The following is a 26,646-nucleotide window of genomic DNA, read 5'->3' on the forward strand; positions in this document are numbered from 1 at the left end:
ACTTTGCGCCGTGCCCACCATCTATCCAGTTGCACGCTTGATGGTGGGCACGCTTCCGCCTTCGCTCTTCGAGCTACGGCGGACAAGTCGCTTTGCCCACCCTACGGATATGGCGAAGCAGGCCGTCACTCACCGCGAAGAGCCGCGCAGCAGTCGCTTCGCCGCTTCGGCCGCGGCCGCCGCATAGGTTCGATCACCGTGCACCAGCATCAAGGAGATCGCGCCCTCGGAGAGCAACCAGATCTCGCGCGCACGGCGGTGGGCGTCCCGGACCCCGGCTCGCTTCAGCAAGTCACCGAAATGAGTTTCAAGCTGCGCCTTGTGCCGACGTGCGATCGCGCGTGCGGGGTGGCCGGGTAGATCAGCCAATTCGATGACCAGTCTGGTAAATCCCGAGCCGGCCCATCGCGGCTTGTCCGCCCATACCGCGAGATCACGAAACAGGCCATCGACAATCGCGGACGGCGACCCGGTTAGCTGATCGCCAAATGTCTTGAACGCGGCCAAGGCTAATTCATTCTGGGTTTCGAGCACGGCCGCGAGCAGTTGATCCTTGCTTTGAAAATGATTGTACAGCGTTCGCTTCGTGACCGTCGTGGCCGATGCAATTTCGTCCATGCTCACGCGGCTGTATCCGCGCTGGCGAAACAGCACGTAGGCGGCGGCAAGGATGCGCTGTCGTGTCGATTCTGCAGATCGCGCCATGCAGTGACCTCTGCTTAAGTATACCGGTTAGTGAATTTACATCGATTGCAAGAGCAGTTGGAATGGCATCCGGGACCTTTTCAGCGCCGCTGCGCGAGCTTCCCTGGATCAATTTCGCCGTCAGTTTTGGCGAGCTCCGAAAGCAATCGTCATGCCCGAATCGTTGACGTTCAGAGAAATCAAGGCTCGTCCGGTGGTGCTCAAGCTCAAGCGGCCTGTGGTCGCGCGCATCGTCACGATATCGGAGTGGCCGATCATTCTCATCGATCTCATGACGGAGCAGGGCATTGTAGGACGGAGCTATCTCGAGCCGTACATCGTGAAATCGATGCGATATCTGGTCCCGGCACTTCATGATTTCAGCGAGATGCTCAAAGGCCGAAGCGTGGCGCCTCTCGAGCTCTTCGAGGCGGCGCGCAAATCCCTACACTTCGTCGGCTATGAAGGGTTGTCCATGATTGCGGCGTCTGGCCTCGACATGGCCGCGTGGGATGCGCTGGCGAAAGCTGCAAATAAGCCGCTCTGCGTGCTGTTGGGCGGGACGGTCGGCGCCGTGAGATCATACAACAGCAACGGCCTTTGGCTTAAAGAGCCGGCCGAGGTCGCCGCTGAAGCTTTGGAGTTGCGGGACGAGGGAGGGTTCTCCGCCCTAAAATTGCGGCTCGGCAGAAGCAACCCGCGCGATGATCTGGCTACGCTCGACGCTGTTCGCAAAGCGGTCGGTGGTGGCATGCATTTGATGGTTGACTACAACCAGGGACTAAATCTCGCTGAAGCCATCGAGCGGTGCCACATGATCGACGACCATGGCCTCGACTGGATCGAAGAACCTATCGTCTACGACAATCTCGACGGACATGCCCAATTGGCGGCAGAGCTGAAGACGCCGATCCAGATCGGTGAGAACTTCTATGGTCCACGAGAGATGCACAAGGCGATCCAGAAGAAGGCTTGTGACCTGGTGATGCCGGATTTCATGCGCATTGGCGGTGTGACCGGCTGGATGCGTGCGGCAGCGATCGCCGGTGTCGCGGGCGTGCCGATATCCACGCATCTTTACCCTGAAGTCGCCGCTCACGTCATGCGGGCGACAGAGACCGCGCATTGGCTGGAGTGGCAGGATTGGGCTGATCCGATCCTCCTGAATCCATATGAGATCAAGGATGGCATGTTGCAGATTCCCGATCTGCCTGGCGTCGGCCTGGAATGGGACGAGAAAGCCGTGGCGCGCAATCTGGCAAGCCTTTAGCGGCAATACGCCTTACCCCAACCCCTACGATTCCCGAGGATTGAGCTATCTCTGCCGTCGTCCCTGCGAACGCAGGGACCCATACGCCGCGGCCGTTGTTATTTAAGGCGGTGGTCGATGGTCTTCCTCTAATTACTGGCGTCGGTGGTTATGGGTCCCTGCGTTCGCAGGGACGACGAGAGAGCGCCACTCCTCAAAACATCTCGAAATATTCGCGGTGCTCCCAGTCCGAGACCTCGGCTTGAAACCGCTCGATCTCGGCGTTCTTGATGTGGACGTAATAATCCACGAACTCGGGCCCGAACGCCCCGCGGAAGAACGGATCGTCCTGCAGCGCGAACACCGCCTCGCGCAGGCTCTTCGGCAACAGCGCGGCCTTCGTCTCGTAGGGCGTATCCGCCGACGGCCCCGGATCGAGCTTGCGATCGACGCCGTCGAGGCCGGAGAGGATTTGCGAAGCCATGTAGAGATAGGGATTGGCCGCGGGCTCGCCGATGCGGTTTTCCAGCCGCGTCGCGGCGTCACCTGCGCCGCCGAGCACGCGGATCATGACGCCGCGGTTGTCGCGGCCCCAGATCGCGCGATCGGGCGCAAGCGAGTAGGAACGGTAGCGCTTGTAGCCGTTGATGGTCGGTGTCGTGAATACGGTCGAAGCGCGGGCGTGCTCCAGTAATCCGGCGAGATAATGCTTGGCGAACGGGTTCAGCGCCTCGCCGCCGTCCTTGGCCATGAACGCGTTCTCGCCGCTCGCGCGCGACACCAGCGATTGATGCAGGTGCCAGCCGGACGCAAAAACATTCGGCAGTTTCGGCCGGCACATGAAGGTGGCGTGATAGCCGTGGCGGCGGGCGATCTGCTTCACGGCCGAGCGGAACAGCACCATGTTGTCGGCAGGCGTAAGTCCCTTGGTCGGCGCAAAAGTGAATTCGCACTGGCTCGGGCCGAACTCGACTTCGACCGACCGCAACGGCAGGCCGAGCGCCAGCACGTCGCGGCGGATGATTTCCAGCGCCGGCTCCATCTGGTCGTAACGCTGCTCGGTCAGGTATTGGTAGCCGTGCGACAGCAGGCTGACGGACGGCGGACTGCCGGGCTGGCCGGCATCCTCCGGCGCCATGTGGGGATCTTCCAGCTTGAAGAGGTGGAATTCGACCTCGAGCCCCGCGACGAAATCGTAGCCGCGGCCTCCCAGTTGTTCGAGCACCTTGCGATAGAGATGCCGCGTGGCGAACGGCACCGGACGGCCATCGCTGAAATGGAGGTCGCACAGCAGCCAGCCTGTCGTCGGCGCCCAGGGCAGCACGCGAAAGGTGGTTGGGTCCGCGACCATCAGGACGTCGGCGGCGCCCTCCATCTCCTTCATGCCAAAACCGCCGCCGGCCGTGAACACCGGAAACACCGTCTTGTGCGAGGTGTCCTTGGCGAGCATCGTGGTGGTGATGGAGCAGCCGCTCTCCAGCGACGCCAACGCTTCGCCAGCCACCAGCGTCTTGCCGCGCAGAATGCCGTGCTGATCGGGGAATGAGAGCCTGATGACTTCGAGATTTTTTTCTTCGACGATCTTGCGCAGGCGGCTGGCTGCCTCCTGCTGTTCTTTCGACCAGAGACCGTGACGTTCAACGAAACTCAACGCGCGGCTCCTGCGAGTCTGAATTGAAGCATTGGAATAGCGCTATATCGGCCGTCATTGCGAGCGCAGCGAAGCAATCCATAGTGCCGCAAGCGTTCGCATGGATTGCTTCGCTTCGCTCGCAATGACGGGGAGGGAGCCGTCATTCGGCCGCCGACAAATGCCGGATCTTGCCGGCGATCTCCGTCGGCACCGGCGCAGCCCATGGCGCGCCGCGGCGGCGCTTGACGTCGACTTCCATCCAGTAGATTTCCCAGCCGCGCGTCGGCCCGATGCCGTCCATCGTCGCCGGGCCCTGGATGCTGCGCGCATGCGCGGCGTCGAGGAACATGAACGGCTTCTCGCCGCCTACCACCTTTTCGATCTCCTGCCGCAGCAGGCGGCGATATTGCACGATCGCCTTGTCCGAGGTGCCCAAATGCTCGTTGGTGCGATCCTGGATCGCGCCCATCGATTCCACGGCCCACTGGTCGTGGACGTTGATGTCGGTCCCCATGCCGGTATAGGTTTCGGTCGCCTGTTCGTGCGGATCGAAGCCGTAATCGTTGCTCTTGTTCTTGCGCGACGTGTAATCCGGCAGCTCGTACAATTCGAGGCGCTGGTCGCGCATCTTCTTCTTGTCGACCGGCGCCGTGTAGCTGGTGAAGATCGCATACCAGTAGCAGTTCTCGTCATCAACGGGCACATGCCACTGCGTGATCGTCATCTCCTGACTCATCGGGATGACGAAGCCGTGCGGGAAGAGCTGGTTGGTGACGCGCACATGCGTCCGTTCCTCGTCGATCTGACGCAGCGCGATCAGGCGAAGGCCGTATTCGGTGTGCTCGACATTGATGATCGGGTTGTCGTATTCGCGCAAAATCTTCGTCATCGGCATGTCGCTTCCGGCGGAAGCGCCGCGGAACTGCTTGCCATAGGCAGTGGACGTGTCCTCGTCCTCGAAGAAGCGATGCAGGAAGGAAGCGTGCGCCGGATCGATGCCGACTTCGAGCGCCTGCAGCCAGTTGCAATTGATGTGGCCCTTGAACGCAAACGTGTGGCTGTCGGGCGCGACAAAGCAGTCGATCTCCGGAAACGCCGGCGGTTCGCCTTCGCCCAGATAAGCCCAGAGGATGCCGCTCTTCTCGACCACGGGATAGGAGCGCTGCCGGATGCCCTGGCACAGCTTTGAGTCCTTTGGCTCGGCGGGCGTTTCCAGACATTGGCCTGATACATCGAACAGCCAGCCATGGAAGGCGCAACGTAGCCCGCCATTCTCCAGCCGGCCGAAGGCGAGGTCGGCGCCGCGATGCGCGCAGTGGCGGTCGATCAGGCCGTAGCGGCCTTCCTCGTCGCGAAACAGCACCAGGTCCTCGCCGAGCAGTTTGACGGCCTTGACCGGCCGTGGTCCCTGCAGCTCATCCACCAGCGCCGTCGGTTGCCAATACATCCGCATCAGCTTGCCGCAGGGGTCCTTGCGCCCGGTGCGGGTAATCAGGTCGTTCGCTTCCTGGCTCATCATGGCGAGGATCTCCGCATATCAGATTTGTTCGCCTATTGAACTTCTGTGCGATTTTAACGTAGGCTTAGCGTTAGGCAAGCGGATTATGGAGGCAGCGATGCCGAAGCTTAAGCGCGTGGGGGACGCAGACAACCGCGGCGCGACCGATTTCATCGAAAGCCTCGATCGCGGCTTGCGCGTGCTGGAGGTGTTCGGTGGCAGCCGGCAGCCCATGACGTTGAGCGATCTCGCCAAGGCCGCCGACCTGCCGCGCGCCACCGCGCGGCGGATTCTCTTCACGCTGGAGCGCGCCGGCTTCGTCACGACCGACGGCAAGCTGTTCCGCCTGATGCCGCGCGTGCTGGTACTCGCCTCAAGCTATCTCGCTTCCAACCATGTGGTCTCGGTGCTGCAGCCTGCGCTCGACCGGCTGTCGGGCGAGGCGCAGGAAATTTCGTCGATGGCGATCCTCGACGGCAACGACGTCGTCTTCATCGCCCGCGCCAGCCCGACGCGGATATTTTCCGCGGGCATCGATATCGGCTACCGGTTGCCGGCCTTCTGCACCTCGGTCGGCCGGCTCCTGCTGTCGCGATTGCCCGACGACGAACTGGCCGCGGCGCTCGACAAAATGGACCTCGCACCGCTCACGCCGTTCACCGTCACCGACAGGAAGCTGCTGCAAAAGACTGTTATCGCCGATCGCGCCCAGGGTTATTCGCTGGTCGATCGCGAAGCCGAGCCGGGATTTCGTTCGATCTCGGTGCCGGTCCGCCGCTATGACGGTGGAATTGTCGCCGCCATCAACATGGGCGCGCATGTCGACCGGGTATCATCAGCCGAGATGGTCGAACGCTTCCTGCCGCGTTTGCGTGAGGCGGCCGCCTCGGTGAAGTCGATGCTGGTGTGACGAATGATTGTCCGACTTGAAACGCCCGGCGACGTTGCGGCGATCCGCATCGTTGAAGAAATCGCGTTTGGCCAGTCGGCCGAAGCCCAGTTGGTCGACGATCTGCGCGCTGCGGGCGATTCAGTTTTCTCGCTGGTTGCCGTTGATGACGGGACGGTCGTTGGCCATGCCCTGTTTTCACGGATGGAGGCACCATTTCCTGCGCTGGCGCTCGGCCCGGTCGCGGTACTCCATGAGCACCGGCGGACAGGTTTTGGCAGCCGGTTGATCCGCCAGGGCATCGCCCGCAGCGAAGCCGCCGGGTGGCAGGGAATCTTCGTCCTCGGCGATCCCGCCTTCTATCGGCGTTTCGGATTCGATGCCGGCAAGGCGAGCGGCTTTATCTCACCCTATGCCGGACCGCATCTGATGGCGCTGCCTGTTGGGCGGAGCGAACTTCCGACAGATACGGGAATCGTTCAGCATGCTCCGGCCTTCGCAAAGCTCGGCTAGGAGAGGTTTGGCGGATGTGCCTGGGTGTTGAGCCCAAAGTGTTGAATGATGGCCTGCGCCGCCGCCTCCGCAGAATTCGCCTCCGTATCGAGCGCAAGCGAATCGCGTCGCGGTACCGCCGTGAAGTCGTAGCTGTCGAGATAGTTCGCCAAGCCCTCTGCTGACGCTATCTTCCGGCGCTCGACCCGGTCGGAATTGCCGACCCGCCGCATCGCTTCTTCCCGCGCGCAATGCAGGAAGACCGGCAGTAGTTCACCACCGTGTCGGTTCATGATCTCCTCAAACCTATCGAACTGCTCACGGTCGTCAGGTTCGACGTAACAGAAGGTTGTGACCAGCAGCGGCACGCGATGTTCGGCGGCAGTATTGAGGGCCGAACATCGGACGTCATGGACAAGCTCCCAGAATCCGGGCGCACCGAAATCGAAGATCGTGAGCGCCAGATCGATGGCGGCGTGATTGTCCATCAGCCGCCCCGGCACGATCCGGAGCAGCGCTTTTGCTACCGTCAGCTTGCCGACCGCGGGCGAACCATGGAGAAAAAGCAGCTTCATGGGCGATCAGTATCGCGAAAGTCCGGTCCGCGGGAACCGGTTATGATGACGCCGTGAAATAATTTTTCAGGCGGCCCATGAACGCGGTCGGCCGCGGCGTGCATCTGATCGCGCCAAAACGCTATCTCGTGTTCCACGAGGAAGTCTGCCGGATGCCGATATCTGATCAGGCGCGCTATGGAGAGGGCAAGCGCTTGAGCGCGGCTTCGACCGCTTCGAACTTGGCGACGATCTGCGGGGTCACGACATAGCGAAGGATGCCGGCGACCGACAGGCCGACGAGCATTGCGACGATCGTGTACTGCGCCATCAACACCAGCAAAACCCAACGCAGCCGGCGCCGCCGGACTTTCGGCGGCTTGGCGGCGGCGAGGAGGAGGGCGTCTTCGCCTTCAACCGTACTCATGCGGCCTAGTGCTCGGACAGGATCTGATCGAGGCGCGACTTCAGCGGCCGGTTGGCACGCTCGCTGGTCCGGAGCTTGCGCGCCCAGTCCAGAGAAACCACGTCGCCCATTTCGCGCTCTTCGGAAAACATCAGGCCCGCTGCGTTCTGATCGCGCCAGACAAGGCGGGCCGGACAGGAAAGTCCCCTGCGCGCGACTTCGAAATCGACCCGGTCGGGCACGATGGCCGAATTCTCGAATTCTATTTTCGCGCCGCGTTGGCTGAAATTGCGCACGACGCAGTCAAGCGTCGAGTTGCGGGCGTTGAACGCGACCATTCCGCCGTAATAGACGCGGTTTCTGGGAAATTGACGGCGCTCCAACATGATTTGTCCTCCATGCAATTAACGATTTGGTAACACACTTTGAGGGTGTGTTGCTGCAGGAATGCGCATGGAACTTGTGCGGTGGTTAACGGTAGCGCTCGTTCCCGACCACAATCGTACAGCTCAGCATCGCCCAAGCTCAGGCGTTGCAGGTTGTCGTTCCGCCGAAATATTCAGGAGACCGCGCTGTGCAGTCCGAACGCGTGCTTGTCATGCAGCACCGGAGCCACCGCATCGCTGAGCCGCGCTGCAGCGGCATCGACGGAGAGCCCTGCGGTATCGACCACGGCAGAGGCGCGGGCGTAGAGCGGTTCGCGGCTGACCAGGATGTTGCGCAGCTCCGCCATCGCCGAACGATCGTCCGCCATCGGGCGCAAATCACCCTGGCCGCGGACGCGGGCCATGTGCTCTTCCGGCTCGGCCTTGAGCCAGATGGTGTAGAACGACGACAGGATCAGGTCGAACGTCAACGGCTCGGAGACAATGCCGCCGCCGGTCGCCAGCACCATCAGCTCTTTCCGCGCCAGCAACTGGCTCAGCGCCGCCTGCTCCATGCGGCGAAAGCCTTCCTGGCCGTAGAGGGCGATGATCTCGGCGACGGATAATCCGTTCTGCGCCTCGACCTCCTTGTTCAGTTCGACGAACTTCCAGCCGATCTTCTTCGCCAGCATCTTGCCAAGGGTGGATTTGCCGGCGCCGCGCAGGCCGATCAAGGCGATGCCGGCGAACGAAATCCGTCGTTGCGCCGACATGCCGCCTCCGGCGAGCGCATCCTTGGCCTGCGCGATCTGGGCGGGTGTTGCCTTGCGCAGGAGGTCGCGAATGACCGCCCAATCCGGCGCCGGCTCGGCGGAAGGAATCAGGTCTTCCAGATGCGCGCCCATCGCGGTCGACACGCGCCGCAGCAGCACGATCGAGACGTTGCCCTTGCCGCTTTCGAGCTGCGCGATATAGCGCTCGGAAATTCCCGACACCTTGGCGAGCACTTTTCGCGACATGCCGCGAAGGGCGCGCATGGTGCGCACACGCTGGCCAAGCTGCTCGAGAAAGCCGGTTTCGGGGTCGCTGGCCTCGGTCAAGTTGCCTCGTTCGGCTTTGCCTGTAGTTGGATGCCTTTCGGAAACATAATGCCGATGAGGATTGACAGCAAGCGCCGCTGGTGTCTTTGTATGAATTATAATTCTTAAAACTCAGGGGAGAAGCGTCGTGAGCGGCACGTCCGGTTCCTATAATGCAGTGACCTGGCTGCTCGACCGCAATGTGGACGAGGGCCGCGGGGCCAAGCTCGCCTTCACCGATACCGTCTCCGAACTCACCTATGGCGATCTGCAGCGGCAGACCCGGTGCGTCGCCAACATGCTGCGCCGTCTCGGCGTCCGCCGCGAAGAGCGCGTGGCGATGATCATGCTCGACACGACAGACTTTCCTTCCGTCTTTCTCGGCGCGATCCGCGCCGGCATCGTGCCGGTGCCGCTCAACACGCTGCTGACGACGGATCAATATGCCTATGTGCTGGCCGACAGCCGCGCGCGCGTGCTGTTCGTGTCCGAGGCGTTGTATCCCGTCGTGAAGGACATTGTCGGGCGCATGCCCGATCTCGAACATGTCGTGGTGTCCGGCAACGATGCGTTCGGCCACAAGAAGCTTTCCGACGAACTCGCAGGGGAGAACGAGTCCTTTGCGACCGTGCCAACCCATGCCGAGGAGCCGGCATTCTGGCTCTATTCGTCCGGGTCCACCGGCATGCCCAAGGGCGTGCGGCACCTGCATTCCAATCTGCAGGCGACTGCCGAGACCTATGGCGAGCAAGTGCTCGGCATCAAGGAGAGCGATGTCTGCCTCTCCGCGGCAAAACTGTTTTTCGCCTACGGGCTCGGCAACGCCTTGACCTTCCCGATGTCGGTCGGCGCCAGCACGGTGCTGAATGCGGAGCGGCCGACGCCGGCGCGGATGTACGAGCTGTTGAACCGGTACAACCCGACCATTTTCTACGGTGCGCCGACGCTGTTTGCCTCCATGTTGAATGACGCGGCGACGAAGAACGAGCGTGCCGGCACCGGGCTGCGCGTTTGTACCTCCGCCGGTGAAGCGCTGCCGGAATCAGTCGGCAACGCCTGGAAGGCGCGCTTCGGCGTCGACATTCTCGACGGCGTCGGCTCGACGGAGCTGTTGCACATCTTCCTGTCGAACGCGCCGGGAGACATCAAATACGGCTGCTCCGGCCGCCCGGTGCCAGGCTACAAGGTGCGGCTGGTGAACGAAGCGGGCGAAGAAGTGCCTGATGGCGAGGTGGGCGAACTCCTGGTCGAAGCGCCCTCGGCGGCCGAAGGCTACTGGAATCAGCGCAGCAAAACCCGGCAGACATTCCAGGGCCACTGGACCTACACCGGCGACAAATACACCCGCGATGCCGACGGCCGCTACACTTTCTGTGGCCGTGCCGACGACATGTTCAAGGTCTCCGGCATCTGGGTCTCGCCGTTCGAGGTTGAGAGCGCGCTGATCACCCATCCCGCAGTGCTGCAAGCCGCCGTCGTGCCGGAAGCCGATTCTGAAGGCCTGTTGAAACCGAAAGCTTTCGTGGTGTTGCGCCCGGATTGCAACACCGACGGCCTGTATGAATCGCTGAAGGAGCACGTCAAGCAGAAGATCGGCCCCTGGAAATATCCGCGCTGGATCGACGTGGTGGATTCATTGCCGATGACGGCGACGGGAAAGATTCAGCGGTTCAAATTGCGCGATGGCGCATCGTAATCTCTCACTCTCGTCGTCCCTGCGAACGCAGGGGACCCATACGCCGCGGCTTATCATTCTCGCGCGGTGTGCAAGGCCTTCTGTCACAACGAAGGCCGGTGGCTATGCGTCCGTGCGCCCGTGCGCAATTGCGCACTAGGCAGGGACGACGAGAGTGAGAATGCGACGTCTGGATCACTTTCGGAAAGCTTACGACATGACAACCCTTACCCCCTCGGGCTTCCTCACCGTCGGCGCCTCGCATCTGGAATACCGCATGATCGGCCCGTCGCCCGAGGCCGGGCCGACCATCGTGATGCTGCATGAGGGGCTCGGATCGACCGGGCTATGGGGCGACTTTCCGGATCAGCTTCAGGCCGCGACCGGCGCGGGCGTGTTCGTGTATTCACGCGCCGGCTACGGTGCATCGACGCCCGTAACGTTGCCGCGGCCGCTCGACTACATGCATGTCGAGGCGCTCGACGTATTGCCAAAGCTGCTCGACAAGATCGGCTTTCGCCGCGGCCTCCTGCTCGGACATTCGGATGGCGCTTCGATCGCGACGATCTACACAGGCTCGCACCAGGATCACCGCGTGCAGGGCCTCGCGCTGATCGCCCCGCATTTCATCGTCGAGGATATTTCGGTGGCCTCGATCGCGCAGATCAGAAACGCCTACGAGACCACGAACCTGAAGGGGAAGCTTTCGCGCTGGCACAGGGACGTCGACAACGCCTTCTATGGCTGGAACGGCGCCTGGCTCGATCCAAAATTCCGCAACTGGGATATTTCCGAATACCTCGCCTATATCCGCGTACCGGTGGCGATCCTGCAAGGTGTGGACGACCAGTATGGGACCATGCGGCAGGTCGAGATCGCGCAGGAAGAGTGCTACTGTCCAGTCGATGTGACTGTGATCCCGGGTGCGGGACATCAGCCGCATCGTGAAGCCCCGGGGGCGACGCTGGATGCGATTTCGGAATTCGCAAACGCGGTGTTGCACGTCGATGACGGCTCGCAGGGGCGGGCCGCGTAACGCTTTTCTTTTTTCCGGGGCCGCGCCCCGATGACCATGCCGCCGCCAGCCACGGGCAATCTGCCGCTGCCGCGATGGGCCTATGTGCCCGGCGAGTCCCAAAAATCCAGCGCCGATTACGAAACGCTGGCGCAGATCTCAGCTCTGGTGCCGCCGCGATTTGGCGGCTACGTGCCGGCGCGCCACCCGGCGCTGCGCTACGGCCTCACGCTCAACGACCGCGGTTACTTCTGGGAGGCGCAGGAGATCCTCGAAGCGGTGTGGGCGGCGGCGCCGCAGGGCGGCCGCGAGCGGATTCTGTTGCGCGCCTGCATCCTGATCGCGACCGCAAATTTGCGGCTGCGCATGCAGAAGCCGCATGTCGCCTCACGCCTGTTCGGCGAAGCGCTCGGTGAACTCGAGGCGCTGGGCGTGCGCAGCGCCGGCGGCGACGGGTTTGCCGACGGTTTTCCGGTCGCGGCGCTGGCGGCGGTTATCAAGGCCAAATTGGCTCAGCCGCAGCTCGGAAAGGCCGATGGGGTGGCCTTTGCCGTCGCCAGCCGAACATGAAACAAAATGCATGTTTTGGCGTTTTAGGCTAGACTTTCTAAAAAACATGCACTATTGTGCATCTAACGAACCAAGCAAATCCTGAGAAAACGATAGAGGGTGGCTCATGGCCGGTGAAGATCGCGTCCTCGCAGGCGGCGCGAAATACATCGATTTTCAAACCGATCCGTCGCGCTACCGGCACTGGAAGCTGGGCGTGGAAGGAAATGTCGCGACGCTCACCATGGACGTGGACGAGAATGCCGGGCTGTTCGAAGGCTATCAGCTCAAGCTGAACTCCTACGATCTCGGCGTCGACATCGAGCTTGCGGATGCCGTGCAGCGGCTGCGCTTCGAGCATCCCGAAGTGAAGGCCGTGCTGATGCGTTCCGGCAAGAACCGCGTGTTCTGCGCCGGCGCCAATATCCGCATGCTGGCGGGCGCCACCCACGCCCACAAGGTCAACTTCTGCAAATTCACCAACGAGACCCGTAACGGCCTGGAAGATTCATCTGAAAATTCCGGACAGCGCTTCATCACCGTCGTCAACGGCACCGCGGCCGGCGGCGGCTACGAACTGGCGCTGGCGACCGATCACATCATGCTGGCGGATGACGGCGCCGCCGCCGTGTCGTTGCCGGAAGTGCCGCTGCTCGCGGTGCTGCCTGGCACCGGCGGTCTGACCCGCGTGGTCGACAAGCGCAAGGTGCGCCGTGACCATGCCGACTTCTTCTGCACCATCGAGGAAGGCATCAAGGGCAAGCGGGCCGTCGCATGGCGGCTGGTCGATGAGATCGTGCCGAACAGCAAGCTCGAAGGCAAAGTCGCCGATCGCGCAAAAGAATTTGCCGCCGCCTCGAAGCGCAACGGCAACGGCAAGGGCATCACGCTTTCGCCGCTCAATCGCAGCATCGACGAAAGCGGCATCCGCTACGGCTTTGTCAGCGTCGACATCGACCGTGCCGCGCGCATCGCGACCATTTCGATCAAGGCGCCGGAGGCTCCTCCGCCGGCCGATGTCGACGGCCTGATCGCGCAAGGCGCGTCGTTCTGGCCGCTGCAGGTCGCGCGCGAGCTTGATGATGCGATTCTTCACTTGCGCATCAACGAACTCGAAATCGCGATGTTGGTGTTCAAGTCGCACGGCGATGCTGCCAATGTGGTGGCCTGCGACGCCTTCCTCGACGCCAACAAGGCGCACTGGCTGGTCAACGAGATCAGGCACTACTGGAAGCGGGTGTTGAAGCGCATCGACGTCACCTCGCGCACGCTGGTGACGCTGGTCGAGCCCGGCTCCTGCTTCGCCGGCACGCTTGCCGAACTCGTGTTCGCCGCCGACCGCTCCTACATGCTGATCGGATCGCGGCAGGGCGACAACCGCCAGCCCCCGGCGATCCAGCTGACCTCGATGAATTTCGGCCCCTATCCGATGTGCCACGGCCTGACCCGGCTGCAATCGCGCTTCCAGGCCGATCCGTCCGATCTGGAGCGCGCGGAAGCCACCATCGGCACGACACTCGATGCGGAGGGAGCCGAAGAACTCGGCCTCGTCACCTTCGCGCTCGACGACATCGACTGGGACGACGAGGTGCGCGTGTTCCTGGAGGAGCGCACGTCCTTCTCGCCCGACGGCCTCACCGGCATGGAAGCGAATTTGCGCTTCGTAGGCCCTGAGACCATGGAGTCGAAAATCTTCTCGCGCCTCACGGCGTGGCAGAACTGGATCTTCCAGCGCCCCAACGCGGTCGGCGAAGACGGCGCGCTGCGCCGCTACGGCACCGGCCAGAAGGCGCAATTCGACATGACGCGGGTTTGATTTCGTGTCCCGGGCGCTGTGCGGCGCGTCGGTGACGCGACCAGCAGAACCTAACAGGTCCCGGCTCTGCGGCGCGCTGCTTCGCGTCGCACCGCGCCCTGGGGCACGAGACTGAAAAAGGAGTACGGCGATGAATTACATGAACGTCGACTATTCGACCAAGATTCCCAACAACGTGAATCTCAGCGAGGATCGCCAGGTGCTGAAAGCCCTGGAGGGCTGGCATCCCGGTTACATGGATTGGTGGGGCGACATGGGGCCGGAAGGTTTCCAGCAGTCGCTGGTGTATCTGCGCACAGCCTATTCGGTCGATCCGCGCGGCTGGGCCAAGTTCGACTACGTCAAGATGCCGGAATATCGCTGGGGCATTCTTCTGGCGCCCCAGGAAGAGAACCGCGTGATTCCCTTCGGCGAGAATTACGGCAAGCCTGCCTGGCAGGAAGTCCCCGGCGAACACCGCGCCACGCTGCGCCGCCTGATCGTGATCCAGGGCGACACTGAACCTGCCTCGGTCGAGCAGCAACGCCATCTCGGCAAGACCGCGCCCTCGCTCTATGACCTGCGCAACCTGTTCCAGGTCAATGTCGAGGAAGGCCGCCATCTCTGGGCGATGGTCTATCTCCTGCAGAAATATTTCGGCCGCGACGGCCGCGAGGAGGCGGACGATTTGTTGCGCCGCCGCTCGGGCGATGCGGACTCTCCGCGCATGCTCGGCGCCTTCAACGAGGCGACGCCGGACTGGCTGTCGTTCTTCATGTTCACCTACTTCACCGACCGCGACGGCAAGATGCAGTTGCACTCGCTGGCGCAGTCCGGCTTCGATCCGCTGTCGCGCACCTGCCGCTTCATGCTGACCGAAGAGGCGCATCACATGTTCGTCGGCGAGACCGGCATCAGCCGCGTCGTGCAGCGCACCTGCGAGGCGATGAAGGAAGCCGGCATCACCGATCCCACCGACATCGCCAAGGTGCGTGCGCTCGGCGTGATCGATCTGCCGACCATCCAGAAGAAGCTGCACCTGCACTATTCGCTGTCGCTTGATCTGTTTGGCTCCGAAGTCTCGACCAACGCGGCGAATGCCTTCAATGCCGGCATCAAGGGCCGCTACAAGGAAACCCAGATCGACGACGACCATCAGCTCAAGAACGCCACCTATCCGGTGCTCAAGCTGGTCGACGGCGTGATCACGCGCGTCGACGAGCCGGCGTTGACCGCGCTCAACATGCGGCTGCGCGACGACTACACGCAGGATTGCGTCAAGGGCATGCTGCGCTGGAACAAGATCATCTCGCTCGCCGGCTACCAGTACAAGCTGACGCTGCCGAACGTCGCGTTCCATCGCCACATCGGCGAGTTCAAGGATATCAATGCAACGCCGGAAGGCATCCTGATCGACGACGCCACCTGGAACCAACGCAAGGGCGAATGGTTGCCTTCGACGCAGGACGGCGACTTCATCGCCTCGCTGATGAAGCCGGTGACCGAAGCCGGCGTCTACGCCAACTGGATCTCGCCGCCGAAGGTCGGCATCGACAACAAGCCAGGCGATTTCGAGTACGTGAAAATCGAAACCTGAACCGCCCCGCAATCGGGGAGCCGTAACATGGACCCCGACCGCGACCTCGAAGCACTGAACCGCGACCAACTGGTCGCGGAGGTGAAGCGTCTAAGGGCGGGCATCCGCGCGCATCGCGACAGCACCGGTCACGACCTGTGCTGGCACCATCCCGATCTCTGGGGCCTGCTGCCCGAGCGGATCACGCCAGAAGTAGCGGTCCCACCCTGGCCGAAATTTTTGCGCGGCTGCCTGCGATATCGGGAAGCGCTGGATCGCGAGTTGCCTGACGCGCCGAGGGCCGACTTCGAATACAAGTGAATCGAGACGTAATCTCTCCGTCGCCCCGGCCTTGAGCCGGCGCCCATAGCCACCGGACGCCGTTATTTTGGCACGGCGTCTGCCATCGTGCACTATTGATGCATTACGCGGTATGGGTCCCTGCGCCCGTGCGCAATTGCGCACCAGGCAGGGACGACGTTGGTTTCGCGGGGCATGACGCTGTCAGCTACCCCGCGATCTCAAGCCCCGCATTTGCGTAGACCACGCCGCCATCGACTGCGATGGTGTTGCCGACCACGTAATCGCCCGCGCGCGAGGCGAGGTAGATCGCCACCCCCGCCATATCCTCGTCGGTACCGATACGCTTCGCCGGAATGCGCTTTGCGACTTCGTCCGAGTGGTCGCGCGCGGCCCGGTTCATGTCCGACTTGAACGCGCCCGGCGCGATCGCGGTGACATTGATATTGTCCTTGACCAGTTTCGTCGCCATGCGCCGCGTCAGATGAATCACGGCGGCTTTGCTCGCGGCGTAGGAATAGGTTTCGCTGGGGTTGACGAAAATGCCGTCGACGGAGGCGATGTTGATCACCTTGGCTGGCCGCTCAGCGCTCGCCGCCGCGCGCAGCGGCTTCGCGAGCGCCTTGGTCAGGAAGAACAGCGACTTGACATTGAGGTCCATCACCTTGTCCCAGCCGCTTTCGGGAAATTCGTCGAAATCCGCGCCCCATGCAGCGCCTGCATTGTTGACGAGGATGTCGAGCTTCGGCTCCAGCTTGATGATTTCGCCAGCCAGCTTGTCACAGCCTTCGACCGTCGAAATGTCGATCGGCAGCGCGATGCATTCGCCGTCATAGGCGGCGGACAGTTCCTTCGCGGTCGCTTCGCAAGGCCCGGCCTTGCGCGCCGTGATGTAGACCTTTGCAGCGCCCTGCGCGAGAAATCCGGCCGCGATCATTTTGCCGATACCGCGCGACCCGCCCGTCACCAGCGCGACGCGGCCATTAAGCGAAAACAGATCCTTGAACATGCGTTCCTCCATTTGCTTTGCCGCCGGTTTTGGGCGGAGGAGGGCGGCGAGTCAAGGAAGCTCACCTTGGTCGTCCCTGCGAACGCAGGGACCCATACGCCGCGGCCGGCGTGACGGGCACGCGGGGAGACGGCTTCTCTGAACAAATTCACGGTCGCAGTTCAGCGACGCAAAGCGTCAAGCATCGCGCTTCACCGATAGATCACGCGGTATGGGTCCCTGCATTCGCAGGGACGACGCGTTGAGAGATCCGGGCTGCGATCGTCCCCTACGCCGCGTCTATGCGGCGAAAGCCGTTCCACATGGCGGTGGCGGCGCCGGAGGTCAGGACCGGGAGGATGCGCGCGTCCTGATAATTGCCGTTGAGCGAAACCCGCTGCAGCGCGGTCAGGTGCTCGGCGCTTTCCGGGAAGATCATGCCCGGCCGCGTCGTGACCGCGGTTTTGTAGCCGGCCATTTTCGCCAGTTTGAATTCGCGCCGGCCCGCCGCAATCCGGTCGCCATAGGGATAGGCGAGATGAAGCACCGGCCGCTGCAATGCCGCTTCGATCCGCGCGCGGCTGGTGGTCAGTTCGAATGACGCGGTCTCCTCGCTTTGCCGCGCCAAATTGCAATGCGTGATCGTATGCGCGCCGATCGTCACCAGCGGATCGTCAGCGAATGCCTTCAATTCCTCCCAGGACATGCAGAACTCCCGGGCGATCGGAGTCTCATCCACGTCGTATCGCGTGCAGAGCGCGGAGATTTCGCGCTGCATGTCGTGTTCGGTTGGTAGCGTGCGCAGCCAGTCGTGCATGCGGTCGAAAGCCGCTTGCTTCGCCACCGGCGTCGAGGCGTCGAGGCGGGTCGTGACGCCGCCGATCGGGACGTCGATCGAGGATGCCTTTGCGATCGCCTTCTCGAGCGTGACCCACCACAACCGGCCGGTGCCTTCGGCGAAATCGCTCGTCACGTAGACGGTGAGGGGCGCGTCAAATTCACGCATCACCGGCAGCGCGAAATCGCGGTTATCGCGATAGCCGTCGTCGAGGGTGAAGCAGGCGAAGCGCCGTGCGAATTTGCGCTCCTGGAGTCGCTGATGCACCTCGTCCATGGTGACGATGTCGACGTCGAGGTTACGAAGATGCGCCAGCATCGCCCGCAAGAACTCCGGCTCGACCTCAAGATGATGATTGGGCTGAAACTCGCCGTCGCGCCTCGGGCGGACGTGATGCAGCATGAAAATGACGCCGACACCTGCGAAGATTGGTCGCAGCAGGTAATGCGCGCCGGAGAAATACAGCGCTTCCAGTCCGGCGCGGATAACGGTGTTGCGAAGCAGTTTCATCGAGATGCAGGGCTGCCCGGTTATTTACGGAGCCGAAATTAGCGAAAGACCGCTGAACAAACAGTTAGCCGAGCCCATTTCAGAGCCTTTCGGCCCCTGCGACATTTCGGGTTTGACAGCCTCGCATGGGTTTGTTTTCTCTGCGTTCCGGACCCCGGCGGGAACTCGAATGCACGGACTTTTCAGGTGGAGTGGCAAATGGTGGCCGGGCGTCATTCCTTTGGTCATCTTTTGGGCTATCGCGGCCTGGACGAGCACCGAACCGCTTGAAGCCGACCTGGCGCAGCGTTCGACCGCGGCCCTCAAGGATACCATCCTCGACAAGAGGCGAATCTCGGTCGCAGGGCGCGATGTGAGCCTCGCGGCGGATGCTTTCTCGGAAGACGGCCGGCAGAGTTCGGTGGCGTCGGTGGAAGCGGTGCCGGGCGTTCGATTGGTTAACGATGAAACCCGGCTCGTTCCCGAAGCCAAGCCGTTTGTCTGGTCGGCCGAACGCGACGTCCTTCGGGTGACGCTGTCGGGCAGTTCGCCGCTGCCGGCGAGCAAGGGCCGCTTGATGGAGGCTGCCCGCGCCAACCTCGGCGGCGTCGAAGTGGTCGACCGGATGAATCTGTCGCGCGGGGCGCCGCCGCGTTTCGACAATGCCGCGCTGCTACTGCTCGACCAGGTCGGCAAGCTGAAGGACGGCAAGATCACGCTCTCGGACACCAAGGTCAGCCTGTCCGGCATGGCGCGCGAACTCGGCGGCCGGGAAGCCATCGCCGCGGCGCTGAAAAATCTGCCCGAGGGTTTTTCGGTCGCGGCCAACGAGGTCAAGGCGCCGCCTTACATCTTCCAGGCCTACAAGGATCCGGTCGCGGTGACGCTGACGCTGACCGGCAACGCGCCCGACAACAACGTCCACGCCGCGTTGGTGGCGGCGGCGGGACGCAGGTTCTTCAGCGAAAAGGTCGTCGACAACCTCAAGGAGAGCATCGGCGCGCCCTCCGGGTTCGCCAACGCGGTGGTACCCGCGCTCGGCGCGCTGTCGCGGCTGTCGACCGGCACGCTCGTCATCTCCGACCGGGAGGTCAAGCTGTCGGGCGATGCGCTTTATGAAGCCGCCGCCGTTCAGATCCGCGCCGGCCTCGGCAAGGACTTTCCGCAGGGCTGGCAGTTCAAGCCGGAAATCTCGGTCAAGCCGGCAGCGGCGCCGGTGGATGCGACGGTCTGCCAGCAACTATTCTCCGAACTGCTCGGCAAGGCCCGGATCCGCTTCGAGCCCGGCAAGGCTGATATTGTCGCGGATTCCGCCGGTCTGCTCGACCGCCTGATCGAAACCGCGTTGCGCTGTCCGACCGCCAATATCGAGATATCAGGACATACCGATACCGACGGCGACGAGGCGGCCAACCAGGCGCTGTCCGAGAAGCGTGCCCAGGCGGTTTCCGACTATTTGGTCAAGGCGGGGTTACCGGCCAACCGGTTCAGCGCGGTCGGTTATGGTTCGACGCAGCCGATTGCGGCTAACGATACCGACCAGGGCAAGGCGCAGAACCGCCGCATCGATTTCGTGGTGAAGTGAGCATGGCCTATCTGACCACATTCTACTGGGGCTGGCTGCTGGGATCGGCGCTGCTCGGCTTCGGCATGGGCTGGATATCCGTGGTTCAACACGGCGAGGGCGTCTCGCGGAAGCTGCGATGGGCGCTTTCGGCCTTGGTCGCGGCCCTGATCGCAGCCGCGCTCGCGCGCGTCGTGCCCGGCCGTTTCGGCTACTGGCTCGATCTCGGGCTGATCATGTTCGCGCTCTATCTCTGCTTCTGTGCGGTCGGATCATGGTTGCGCGACTGGGTGGTCTCGCGCAGTGCGCCGTCGGCCTGACCGCGCCATGAGCCCGCCAGTCCCACCGTCGTTAATGTCACGTGTTCTTGACCGGCCCCGGCTATGGTCGCGAATCGCCATCGGGCGGCGGGATTGCTGCAAAACCGTACTTCTACCGCCGTCAACTGGCGCCTAATATGTTGAAGAAGCGTGTTTTATTGTCGTCAGGCGAATTCCACTCCGGCTCAAAACGCGCTACCAGAGGGGCAAGGGAGCAGCGTAGCGTCGGCGGGGTTCATGCCACATCCGTCGTCGCAGAAGCGCAATTCGAGGTGTAGATGCTGGAAGCAATACGCAGGGCGATGTCGTTTCTGCGCCAGAAGCAGGTCCTGCACAAGCTCGGGGTCTTGATCAGCATCACGGTCATCGCCGTTGCGTGCTACGTACTCTATCACATGCTTCGCGGCATCGACACCGATGAGGTGATCGACGCCATCAAGGGCACTGAGCCGCGCCAGATCGCGCTGGCGGCCCTGTTTGTGGCGGCGGGCTATTTCACGCTGACCTTCTATGACTGGTTCGCGGTGCGCGCGATCGGCCAGAACCACGTTCCCTACCGCGTCAACGCGCTTGCCGCCTTTACCTCCTATTCGATCGGACACAATGTCGGCGCCAGCGTCTTCACCGGCGGCGCGGTGCGCTACCGGATCTATTCGGCCTGGGGCCTGAACGCGATCGACGTCGCCAAGATCTGTTTCCTCGCCGGGCTGACCTTCTGGCTCGGCAATGCCGCAGTGCTGGGGCTCGGCATCGCCTATCACCCGGAAGCCGCCGCCTCGATCGATCAGCTCCCGGTCTGGTTCAATCGCGTGGCGGCGTTCGGCATCCTTCTCGGACTGGTCGCCTATGTGGCCTGGGTCTGGGTTCAGCCGCGCGGCGTCGGCCGCGGGCCTTGGACGGTCACGCTGCCGGGCGGGCCGCTGACGCTGCTGCAGATCGCCATCGGCATCGTCGACCTCGGCTTCTGCGCGCTGGCGATGTACATGCTTGTGCCGGACGAGCCCCAGCTCGGCTTTGTCGTCGTCGCGGTCATCTTCGTCTCGGCCACGCTGTTGGGATTCGCCAGCCATTCGCCGGGCGGGCTCGGCGTTTTCGATGCCGCCATGCTGGTCGGCCTCTGGCAGATGGACCGGGAGGAACTGCTCGCCGGCATGCTGCTGTTCCGCGTCCTCTATTATATCGGGCCCTTTGTCATATCTGTAATCTTGCTGACGCTTCGGGAGATTATCATCGGCGCGCGATCGAAGCGCCTGCGTCAATTGACGCCCGCCGCCGCCGAGCCGCCGAGGCATGAGGCCGCCGTCTATGTGCGCGAGCGTGGCGACACGGGCACCTGATGACGCGGAGGGCGCCTCGCGAATAGAGGAAGAAAGCCTGCGCCATGGCGATAGACGATTCCAGCACTGCCTCCTTCTTTGCACCGTGGCCAGACCGGTTGCGGCATTCGGCCATCATCCTGCTCGCCGCCGGCCTCGCGCTTTGCGCGCTCGTGCTGTTGGCCGATCTCTCGCTGGCGCGCGCGGTGGCTGTTTTCATTTGTATTGCGGCCGCAGCGCTGGTGCCGTGGCGGCTGCACCATGTGGCGGCTTCCCGTGACGACGTCCGCGCCGTCAGTCCGGTCGAGTCTGCAGCCGTCAGCGCCGTCGTTGCCGGCATGCCGGATCCGGCCGTGCTGCTCGACCGCGCCGGCCGCGTGCTGCATCTCAACGCGGCGGCGGCCCAGCTCGCGCCCGCACTGCGCAAGAACGAACTCGCGCAGTTTGCGCTGCGCTCGCCGGAGATCATCACGGCGTTGCGCGAGGCGATCGCGACCACCGAGCCACGCCGGGCGACCTATCTGGACCAGGTGCCGGTCGACCGCTGGATGGAACTGATCATCACGCCGGTGCCGGTGCCAACGCTATTCGGCGGCACCGAGAAATGCATGCTGATGACTTTCCACGACCAGACGCCGCTGCGGCGGGTTGAGGAAATGCGCGCCGATTTCGTCGCCAATGCCAGCCACGAACTGCGGACGCCGCTTGCGGCGTTGTCCGGCTTCATCGATACGCTGCAGGGGCCTGCCAAGGACGACGCCAAGGCGCGCGAGCGCTTCCTGTCGATCATGCATACGCAGGCGACGCGAATGGCGCGGCTGATCGACGATTTGCTGTCATTGTCGCGGGTCGAATTGTCGGCCCATGTCCGGCCAGACGCTTGCGTCGATATCGTGCCGATCATTCGCCAGGTCGCTGACGGGCTGGAGCCGCTGGCCGGGGAGCGCCAGGTTGCGATCGAGATCGACCTGCCGGAAGCGCCGGTGACGATCGCGGGCGATCGCGAGGAACTGCTGCGGCTGTTCGAGAACCTGATCGAGAACGCGCTCAAATACGGCGCATCCGGTGGGCGGGTGATCGTCTCCCTGACCCAGGCCACCTCCGGCGAGGGGGCGCCGGAAGTCCGTATCATGGTCCGCGATTTCGGCCCCGGCATCGCGCCGGAACACCTGCCGCGGCTGACCGAACGCTTCTACCGGGTGGATGTCGGCGACAGCCGGGCGCAGGGTGGAACCGGGCTCGGTTTATCCTTGGTGAAACATATTCTTAACCGCCATCGCGGCCGGCTTTTGATCGAAAGCGTGCCGAAAAACGGCGCTGTCTTTACCGCCTGTTTTCCCCAGACCAAGACCCCATCAGTGCAGTAAATCCAAGCGATTTCAATTGCTTGATCGTGTCATCCAACTGTCATCGAACCTTCGTAAAAGCTCTATCGACCGCTCCTAAATGAGCGGCGAGTGAGCGCGATCGGGCGCAACAGGCGCTTCGCTCACCAGATGGAGACCACCATGAATTTCCTCCGAACAATCGTCGTTGCCGGCATGGTCGCCGCTTCGACGTCGGCCTTCGCTGCCGATATCACCGGCGCGGGCGCCACCTTCCCCTTCCCGATCTATTCGAAGTGGGCCGACGCCTACAAGAAGGAGACCGGCAACGGTCTGAACTACCAGTCGATCGGCTCCGGCGCCGGCATCAAGCAGATCCAGGCCAAGACCGTCACCTTCGGCGCCACCGACGCGCCGCTGAAGGCCGAGCAGCTCGAGAAGGACGGCCTGGTGCAGTGGCCGATGGTAATGGGCGCGATCGTGCCGGTCGTGAACCTCGAAGGCATCAAGCCGGGTGAACTGGTGCTGTCGGGCGAAGTGCTCGGCGACATCTATCTCGGCAAGATCAAGAAGTGGGACGACGCCGCGATCGCCAAGCTCAATCCGAAGCTGAAGCTGCCGGCGGACGCCATCACCGTGGTCCGCCGCTCCGACGGTTCGGGCACCACCTTTGTCTTCTCCGACTATCTCTCGAAGGCGAACGCCGAATGGAAAACCAAGGTCGGCACCGGCACCGCGGTCGAGTGGCCAACCGGCGTTGGCGCCAAGGGCAATGAAGGCGTCGCCGGCAATGTCGGCCAGACCAAGAATTCGATCGGTTATGTCGAATATGCCTACGCCAAGCAGAACAAGCTGACCCACGCCGCGGTGATCAACAAGGCCGGCAAAACCGTGCAGCCGACCTTGGCATCCTTCCAGTCGGCGGCGTCGAACGCCGACTGGGCCAAGGCCCCCGGCTACTACGTGATCCTGACCGAACAGCCCGGCGACGCGTCATGGCCGATCACGGCAGCTACCTTCATCCTGATGCACAAGGATGCGACGGATAAGGCCGCGTCCAAGGAAGCCATCAAGTTCTTCAAATGGGCGTTCGAGAAGGGTGACAAGATGGCCGAAGAGCTCGACTACATTCCGATGCCGGAATCGGTCGTCAAGCTGATCGAAAAGACCTGGTCGTCCGACATCAAGAGCTGAGGTCTCCTGTCCCGGACGCGGTGCAGCGCTTCTTCAGCGGTGCACCGCAGAGCCGGGACCCAAGCGTCGCCAAGCAAGATGGGCCCCGGCCCAGGAGCGCACCGCAAGCGCGCTGCGCTGCGTCCGGGGCACGAGACGGATCAGGCAAGATCAAGTAAAAGTACAGGGGATTGGGCGTGGCAGACATGGCGGTTCAAAGCGACGTGATGGAGGCTGCCGGACCTTACGATCGCGCGAAGGCTCTCAGCGCGTTCAAGCTCGGCGATGTCACCTTCTATTGGATCACGCGCGTCTGCGCGATCTCGGTTCTCCTCATTCTCGGCGGCATCATCCTTTCGCTGATCGTCGGCGCCTGGCCCGCGATCAGGGAATATGGCGCCGCCTTCCTGTGGACGCAGCGCTGGGCGCCGTCGGCCGATCCGCCGGTGCTCGGCGCGCTCGGCCCGATCTACGGCACGCTGGTCACCTCCGCGATCGCGATGATGATCGCCGTTCCGGTCGGCCTCGGCATTGCGATTTTCCTGACGGAGATTTGCCCGATCTGGCTGCGCCGTCCGATCGGGCTGGCCATCGAGCTGCTGGCCGGCATCCCGTCGATCATCTACGGCATGTGGGGCTTCTTCGTGCTGGGTCCGTTTCTGGCCAACACGTTCCAGCCGTTCATGATCAGCGTGTTCGACGGCGTCCCGGTGCTGGGCACGATTTTCGCTGGTCCCCCGTCCTATCTCAGCCTGTTCAACGCATCGCTGATTCTCGCGATCATGGTGCTGCCCTTCATCACCGCGATCTCGGTCGACGTGTTCAAGACGGTGCCGCCGGTGCTCAAGGAAGCAGCCTACGGCGTCGGCTGCACCACCTGGGAAGTCGTCCGCAACGTCGTCATCCCCTACACCCGGGTCGGCGTGATCGGCGGCATCATGCTGGCGCTCGGCCGCGCGCTCGGCGAGACCATGGCGGTGACCTTCATCATCGGCAATTCGTTCAAGATCCAGTCCTCGCTCTTCGCACCGGGCACCACGATCTCGGCGGCGATCGCATCCGAATTCGCGGAGAGCGACGGGCTGCACCAGTCCGGCCTGATCCTGCTTGGCCTGTTGCTGTTCATTCTGACGTTCTTCGTTCTTGCTGCCGCGCGGCTGATGCTGATGCGTCTGGAAAAGAAGGCTGGGAACTAGGATCATGAACCCGATTTACATATCCCGCCGCCGCAACAATATCATCGTCAAGTTCCTGTGCCTGGGAGCTGCGCTGTTCGGCGTGACCTGGCTCGCCTTGATCCTGTTCACGCTGTTCTACAACGGCCTCGCCGGCATCAATCTCGCGGTTTTTACCCAGGATACGCCGCCGCCAGGATCGACCGACGGCGGTCTTCGCAACGCCATCATCGGCTCGATCATGATGACCATGATCGGCGTCGGGATCGGCGCACCGCTAGGCCTGTTCGCCGGCACCTATCTGGCGGAATACGGCAAGCACGACAAGCTGACCTCGGTGATCCGCTTCATCAACGACATTCTGCTGAGCGCGCCGTCGATCATCATCGGCCTGTTCATCTACGGTGCTATCGTGGTGCCGATGGGTGGATTTTCGGCCTTCGCCGGCTGTCTCGCCCTCGCCGTGATCGTGATCCCCGTGGTGGTGCGCACCACCGAGGACATGCTGGGACTGGTGCCCAATCCACTCCGCGAGGCGGCGTCCGCGCTCGGCCTGCCGCGCTCGCTGGTTATCAAGCGGATCGCCTATCGCGCCGCGCGCGCCGGCCTGATCACCGGCGTGCTGCTGGGGACAGCCCGCGTCGCCGGCGAAACCGCTCCGCTGCTGTTCACCGCGCTGTCGAACCAGTTCTTCAGCCTCGACATGACCAGGACGATGGCGAACCTGCCGGTCACCATCAACAACTTCGTGCAGAGCCCCTATGCCTACTGGAAGCAGCTCGCCTGGAGCGGAGCCCTGCTGATCACCCTCACCGTACTTGCCCTGAATATTGGCGCGCGCATTCTTGGCGCCGAGAGGACATCCAAATGACCGATCTCTCCGTATCCGTGAGTTCCGCGAGCGGGCCTGTTCCTCAGGTGGCGCTGCCCGAAGCCGCGCCCAAGGTGACCGCCCGCGGCCTGAACTTTTACTATGGCGAGAATCACGCGCTGAAGAACATCAACCTGACGCTCGGCACCCACCGCGTCACGGCTTTCATCGGCCCGTCCGGCTGCGGCAAGTCCACGCTGCTGCGGATCTTCAACCGGATGTACGACCTCTATCCCGGCCAGAAGGCGACCGGGCAATTGATGCTCGACCAGACCAACATCCTCGACCCCAAGCTCGACCTCAATCTGCTGCGGGCCCGCGTCGGCATGGTGTTCCAGAAGCCGACGCCGTTCCCGATGACGATCTACGAAAACATCGCCTTCGGCATCCGCCTCTATGAGAAGATCTCGAAGTCCGAGATGGACGGCCGGGTCGAAAAGGCGCTGCGTGGCGGCGCGCTCTGGAACGAGGTCAAGGACAAGCTGAACGCGAGCGGCCTGTCGCTGTCCGGCGGCCAGCAGCAGCGGCTCTGCATCGCCCGCACCGTTGCGGTGCGGCCCGAGGTGATCCTGTTCGACGAGCCCTGTTCGGCCCTCGACCCGATCTCGACCGCCAAGATCGAGGAATTGATCCAGGAGCTGGCAGAGGATTACACCATCGCCATCGTCACCCATAACATGCAGCAGGCGGCGCGCGTCTCCGACAAGACCGCCTTCATGTATCTCGGCGAGCTGATCGAGTTCGACGACACCAACAAGATTTTCACCTCGCCGAGCGATCGACGTACCCAGGACTACATCACCGGCCGGTTCGGTTGAGGAGATAAGA

26 protein-coding genes are annotated in these 26,646 nt (G+C 62.9%); 17 read left to right on the forward strand and 9 right to left on the reverse strand.

The window, feature by feature from the left end:
* Positions 1-129: 129 nt before the first annotated feature.
* Positions 130-705, reverse strand: a complete 576-nt coding sequence (locus IVB22_RS16070) for a TetR/AcrR family transcriptional regulator (RefSeq protein WP_256467422.1) — start codon at positions 703-705, stop codon at positions 130-132.
* Positions 706-856: 151 nt separating this feature from the next.
* On the opposite strand from IVB22_RS16070, the gene IVB22_RS16075 reads away from it, so the two are divergent.
* On the forward strand, positions 857-1,954 hold the full coding sequence (locus tag IVB22_RS16075; protein ID WP_247518287.1) for an enolase C-terminal domain-like protein: 1,098 nt from the start codon (positions 857-859) through the stop codon (positions 1,952-1,954).
* A 193-nt stretch (positions 1,955-2,147) separates the two neighbouring features.
* Here IVB22_RS16075 and IVB22_RS16080 read toward each other — a convergent pair whose 3' ends face one another.
* Positions 2,148-3,584 (reverse strand): glutamine synthetase family protein, encoded by a 1,437-nt coding sequence (locus IVB22_RS16080; RefSeq protein WP_247518288.1) that lies wholly within the window; start codon positions 3,582-3,584, stop codon positions 2,148-2,150.
* A 142-nt stretch (positions 3,585-3,726) separates the two neighbouring features.
* Positions 3,727-5,085, reverse strand: coding sequence for an aromatic ring-hydroxylating dioxygenase subunit alpha (locus IVB22_RS16085; protein WP_247518289.1), 1,359 nt, complete (start codon positions 5,083-5,085; stop codon positions 3,727-3,729).
* Positions 5,086-5,182: 97 nt separating this feature from the next.
* On the opposite strand from IVB22_RS16085, the gene IVB22_RS16090 reads away from it, so the two are divergent.
* Both IVB22_RS16090 and IVB22_RS16095 read left to right on the forward strand, forming a co-directional pair.
* A complete protein-coding gene (locus tag IVB22_RS16090; RefSeq protein ID WP_247518290.1) occupies positions 5,183-5,974 on the forward strand; it encodes an IclR family transcriptional regulator C-terminal domain-containing protein in 792 nt (263 codons plus the stop codon).
* Between the two features lie 3 nt (positions 5,975-5,977).
* Entirely contained in the window at positions 5,978-6,466 is a 489-nt protein-coding gene (locus IVB22_RS16095; protein WP_247518291.1) for a GNAT family N-acetyltransferase, read from the forward strand.
* On the opposite strand, the gene IVB22_RS16100 is transcribed toward IVB22_RS16095, so the two are convergent.
* From IVB22_RS16100 to IVB22_RS16115, 4 genes are all read right to left on the reverse strand, one after another.
* Positions 6,463-7,020 (reverse strand): AAA family ATPase, encoded by a 558-nt coding sequence (locus IVB22_RS16100; RefSeq protein ID WP_247518292.1) that lies wholly within the window; start codon positions 7,018-7,020, stop codon positions 6,463-6,465. The genes IVB22_RS16095 and IVB22_RS16100 overlap by 4 nt on opposite strands.
* A 175-nt stretch (positions 7,021-7,195) precedes the next feature.
* Positions 7,196-7,426: a hypothetical protein gene (locus IVB22_RS16105; protein ID WP_247518293.1), complete on the reverse strand. Its 231-nt coding sequence runs from the start codon at positions 7,424-7,426 to the stop codon at positions 7,196-7,198.
* A gap of 5 nt (positions 7,427-7,431) precedes the next feature.
* A complete protein-coding gene (locus IVB22_RS16110) occupies positions 7,432-7,791 on the reverse strand; it encodes a PilZ domain-containing protein (RefSeq protein ID WP_247518294.1) in 360 nt (119 codons plus the stop codon).
* A 173-nt stretch (positions 7,792-7,964) separates the two neighbouring features.
* Positions 7,965-8,972: a helix-turn-helix transcriptional regulator gene (locus IVB22_RS16115; protein WP_308200410.1), complete on the reverse strand. Its 1,008-nt coding sequence runs from the start codon at positions 8,970-8,972 to the stop codon at positions 7,965-7,967.
* A 25-nt stretch (positions 8,973-8,997) separates the two neighbouring features.
* On the opposite strand from IVB22_RS16115, the gene IVB22_RS16120 reads away from it, so the two are divergent.
* The 6 genes from IVB22_RS16120 (at position 8,998) to IVB22_RS16145 (ending at position 15,780) form a co-directional block, all read left to right on the forward strand.
* Complete coding sequence (locus IVB22_RS16120; RefSeq protein ID WP_247518296.1) at positions 8,998-10,545, forward strand: benzoate-CoA ligase family protein; 1,548 nt, start codon at positions 8,998-9,000, stop codon at positions 10,543-10,545.
* Positions 10,546-10,741: 196 nt separating this feature from the next.
* Entirely contained in the window at positions 10,742-11,560 is an 819-nt protein-coding gene (locus IVB22_RS16125) for an alpha/beta fold hydrolase (RefSeq protein ID WP_247518297.1), read from the forward strand.
* 30 nt (positions 11,561-11,590) lie between these two features.
* Positions 11,591-12,109, forward strand: coding sequence for a DUF309 domain-containing protein (locus tag IVB22_RS16130; protein ID WP_247518298.1), 519 nt, complete (start codon positions 11,591-11,593; stop codon positions 12,107-12,109).
* Positions 12,110-12,215: 106 nt separating this feature from the next.
* Positions 12,216-13,904 (forward strand): 2,3-epoxybenzoyl-CoA dihydrolase, encoded by a 1,689-nt coding sequence (gene boxC, locus IVB22_RS16135; RefSeq protein ID WP_247518299.1) that lies wholly within the window; start codon positions 12,216-12,218, stop codon positions 13,902-13,904.
* Positions 13,905-14,043: 139 nt separating this feature from the next.
* Positions 14,044-15,480, forward strand: coding sequence for a benzoyl-CoA 2,3-epoxidase subunit BoxB (boxB, locus tag IVB22_RS16140; protein ID WP_247518337.1), 1,437 nt, complete (start codon positions 14,044-14,046; stop codon positions 15,478-15,480).
* 27 nt (positions 15,481-15,507) lie between these two features.
* Positions 15,508-15,780: a hypothetical protein gene (locus tag IVB22_RS16145; RefSeq protein ID WP_247518300.1), complete on the forward strand. Its 273-nt coding sequence runs from the start codon at positions 15,508-15,510 to the stop codon at positions 15,778-15,780.
* Between the two features lie 187 nt (positions 15,781-15,967).
* Here IVB22_RS16145 and IVB22_RS16150 read toward each other — a convergent pair whose 3' ends face one another.
* Both IVB22_RS16150 and IVB22_RS16155 read right to left on the reverse strand, forming a co-directional pair.
* Entirely contained in the window at positions 15,968-16,768 is an 801-nt protein-coding gene (locus IVB22_RS16150; RefSeq protein ID WP_247518301.1) for an SDR family oxidoreductase, read from the reverse strand.
* Between the two features lie 268 nt (positions 16,769-17,036).
* Positions 17,037-18,095: a polysaccharide deacetylase family protein gene (locus IVB22_RS16155; RefSeq protein ID WP_247518302.1), complete on the reverse strand. Its 1,059-nt coding sequence runs from the start codon at positions 18,093-18,095 to the stop codon at positions 17,037-17,039.
* Between the two features lie 169 nt (positions 18,096-18,264).
* On the opposite strand from IVB22_RS16155, the gene IVB22_RS16160 reads away from it, so the two are divergent.
* From IVB22_RS16160 to pstB, 8 genes are all read left to right on the forward strand, one after another.
* Positions 18,265-19,659 (forward strand): OmpA family protein, encoded by a 1,395-nt coding sequence (locus tag IVB22_RS16160; protein WP_247518303.1) that lies wholly within the window; start codon positions 18,265-18,267, stop codon positions 19,657-19,659.
* Between the two features lie 2 nt (positions 19,660-19,661).
* A complete protein-coding gene (locus tag IVB22_RS16165; RefSeq protein ID WP_247518304.1) occupies positions 19,662-19,958 on the forward strand; it encodes a hypothetical protein in 297 nt (98 codons plus the stop codon).
* Between the two features lie 278 nt (positions 19,959-20,236).
* Positions 20,237-21,295: a lysylphosphatidylglycerol synthase domain-containing protein gene (locus IVB22_RS16170; RefSeq protein ID WP_247518305.1), complete on the forward strand. Its 1,059-nt coding sequence runs from the start codon at positions 20,237-20,239 to the stop codon at positions 21,293-21,295.
* Between the two features lie 44 nt (positions 21,296-21,339).
* Positions 21,340-22,641, forward strand: coding sequence for an ATP-binding protein (locus IVB22_RS16175; protein ID WP_247518306.1), 1,302 nt, complete (start codon positions 21,340-21,342; stop codon positions 22,639-22,641).
* 141 nt (positions 22,642-22,782) lie between these two features.
* Complete coding sequence (pstS, locus tag IVB22_RS16180; protein WP_247518307.1) at positions 22,783-23,793, forward strand: phosphate ABC transporter substrate-binding protein PstS; 1,011 nt, start codon at positions 22,783-22,785, stop codon at positions 23,791-23,793.
* 176 nt (positions 23,794-23,969) lie between these two features.
* Positions 23,970-24,968, forward strand: a complete 999-nt coding sequence (gene pstC / locus IVB22_RS16185) for a phosphate ABC transporter permease subunit PstC (protein ID WP_247518308.1) — start codon at positions 23,970-23,972, stop codon at positions 24,966-24,968.
* A gap of 4 nt (positions 24,969-24,972) precedes the next feature.
* Entirely contained in the window at positions 24,973-25,818 is an 846-nt protein-coding gene (gene pstA, locus IVB22_RS16190; protein ID WP_247518309.1) for a phosphate ABC transporter permease PstA, read from the forward strand.
* Positions 25,815-26,636 carry a phosphate ABC transporter ATP-binding protein PstB gene (gene pstB, locus IVB22_RS16195; protein WP_247518310.1) on the forward strand — a complete coding sequence of 274 codons (822 nt, stop codon included), beginning with the start codon at positions 25,815-25,817 and terminating at the stop codon, positions 26,634-26,636. Before pstA ends, pstB begins: the two co-directional genes overlap by 4 nt.
* Positions 26,637-26,646: the final 10 nt, after the last annotated feature.

Origin of the sequence: Bradyrhizobium sp. 190 (genome assembly GCF_023073415.1) — a bacterium.
Lineage (GTDB): Bacteria > Pseudomonadota > Alphaproteobacteria > Rhizobiales > Xanthobacteraceae > Bradyrhizobium.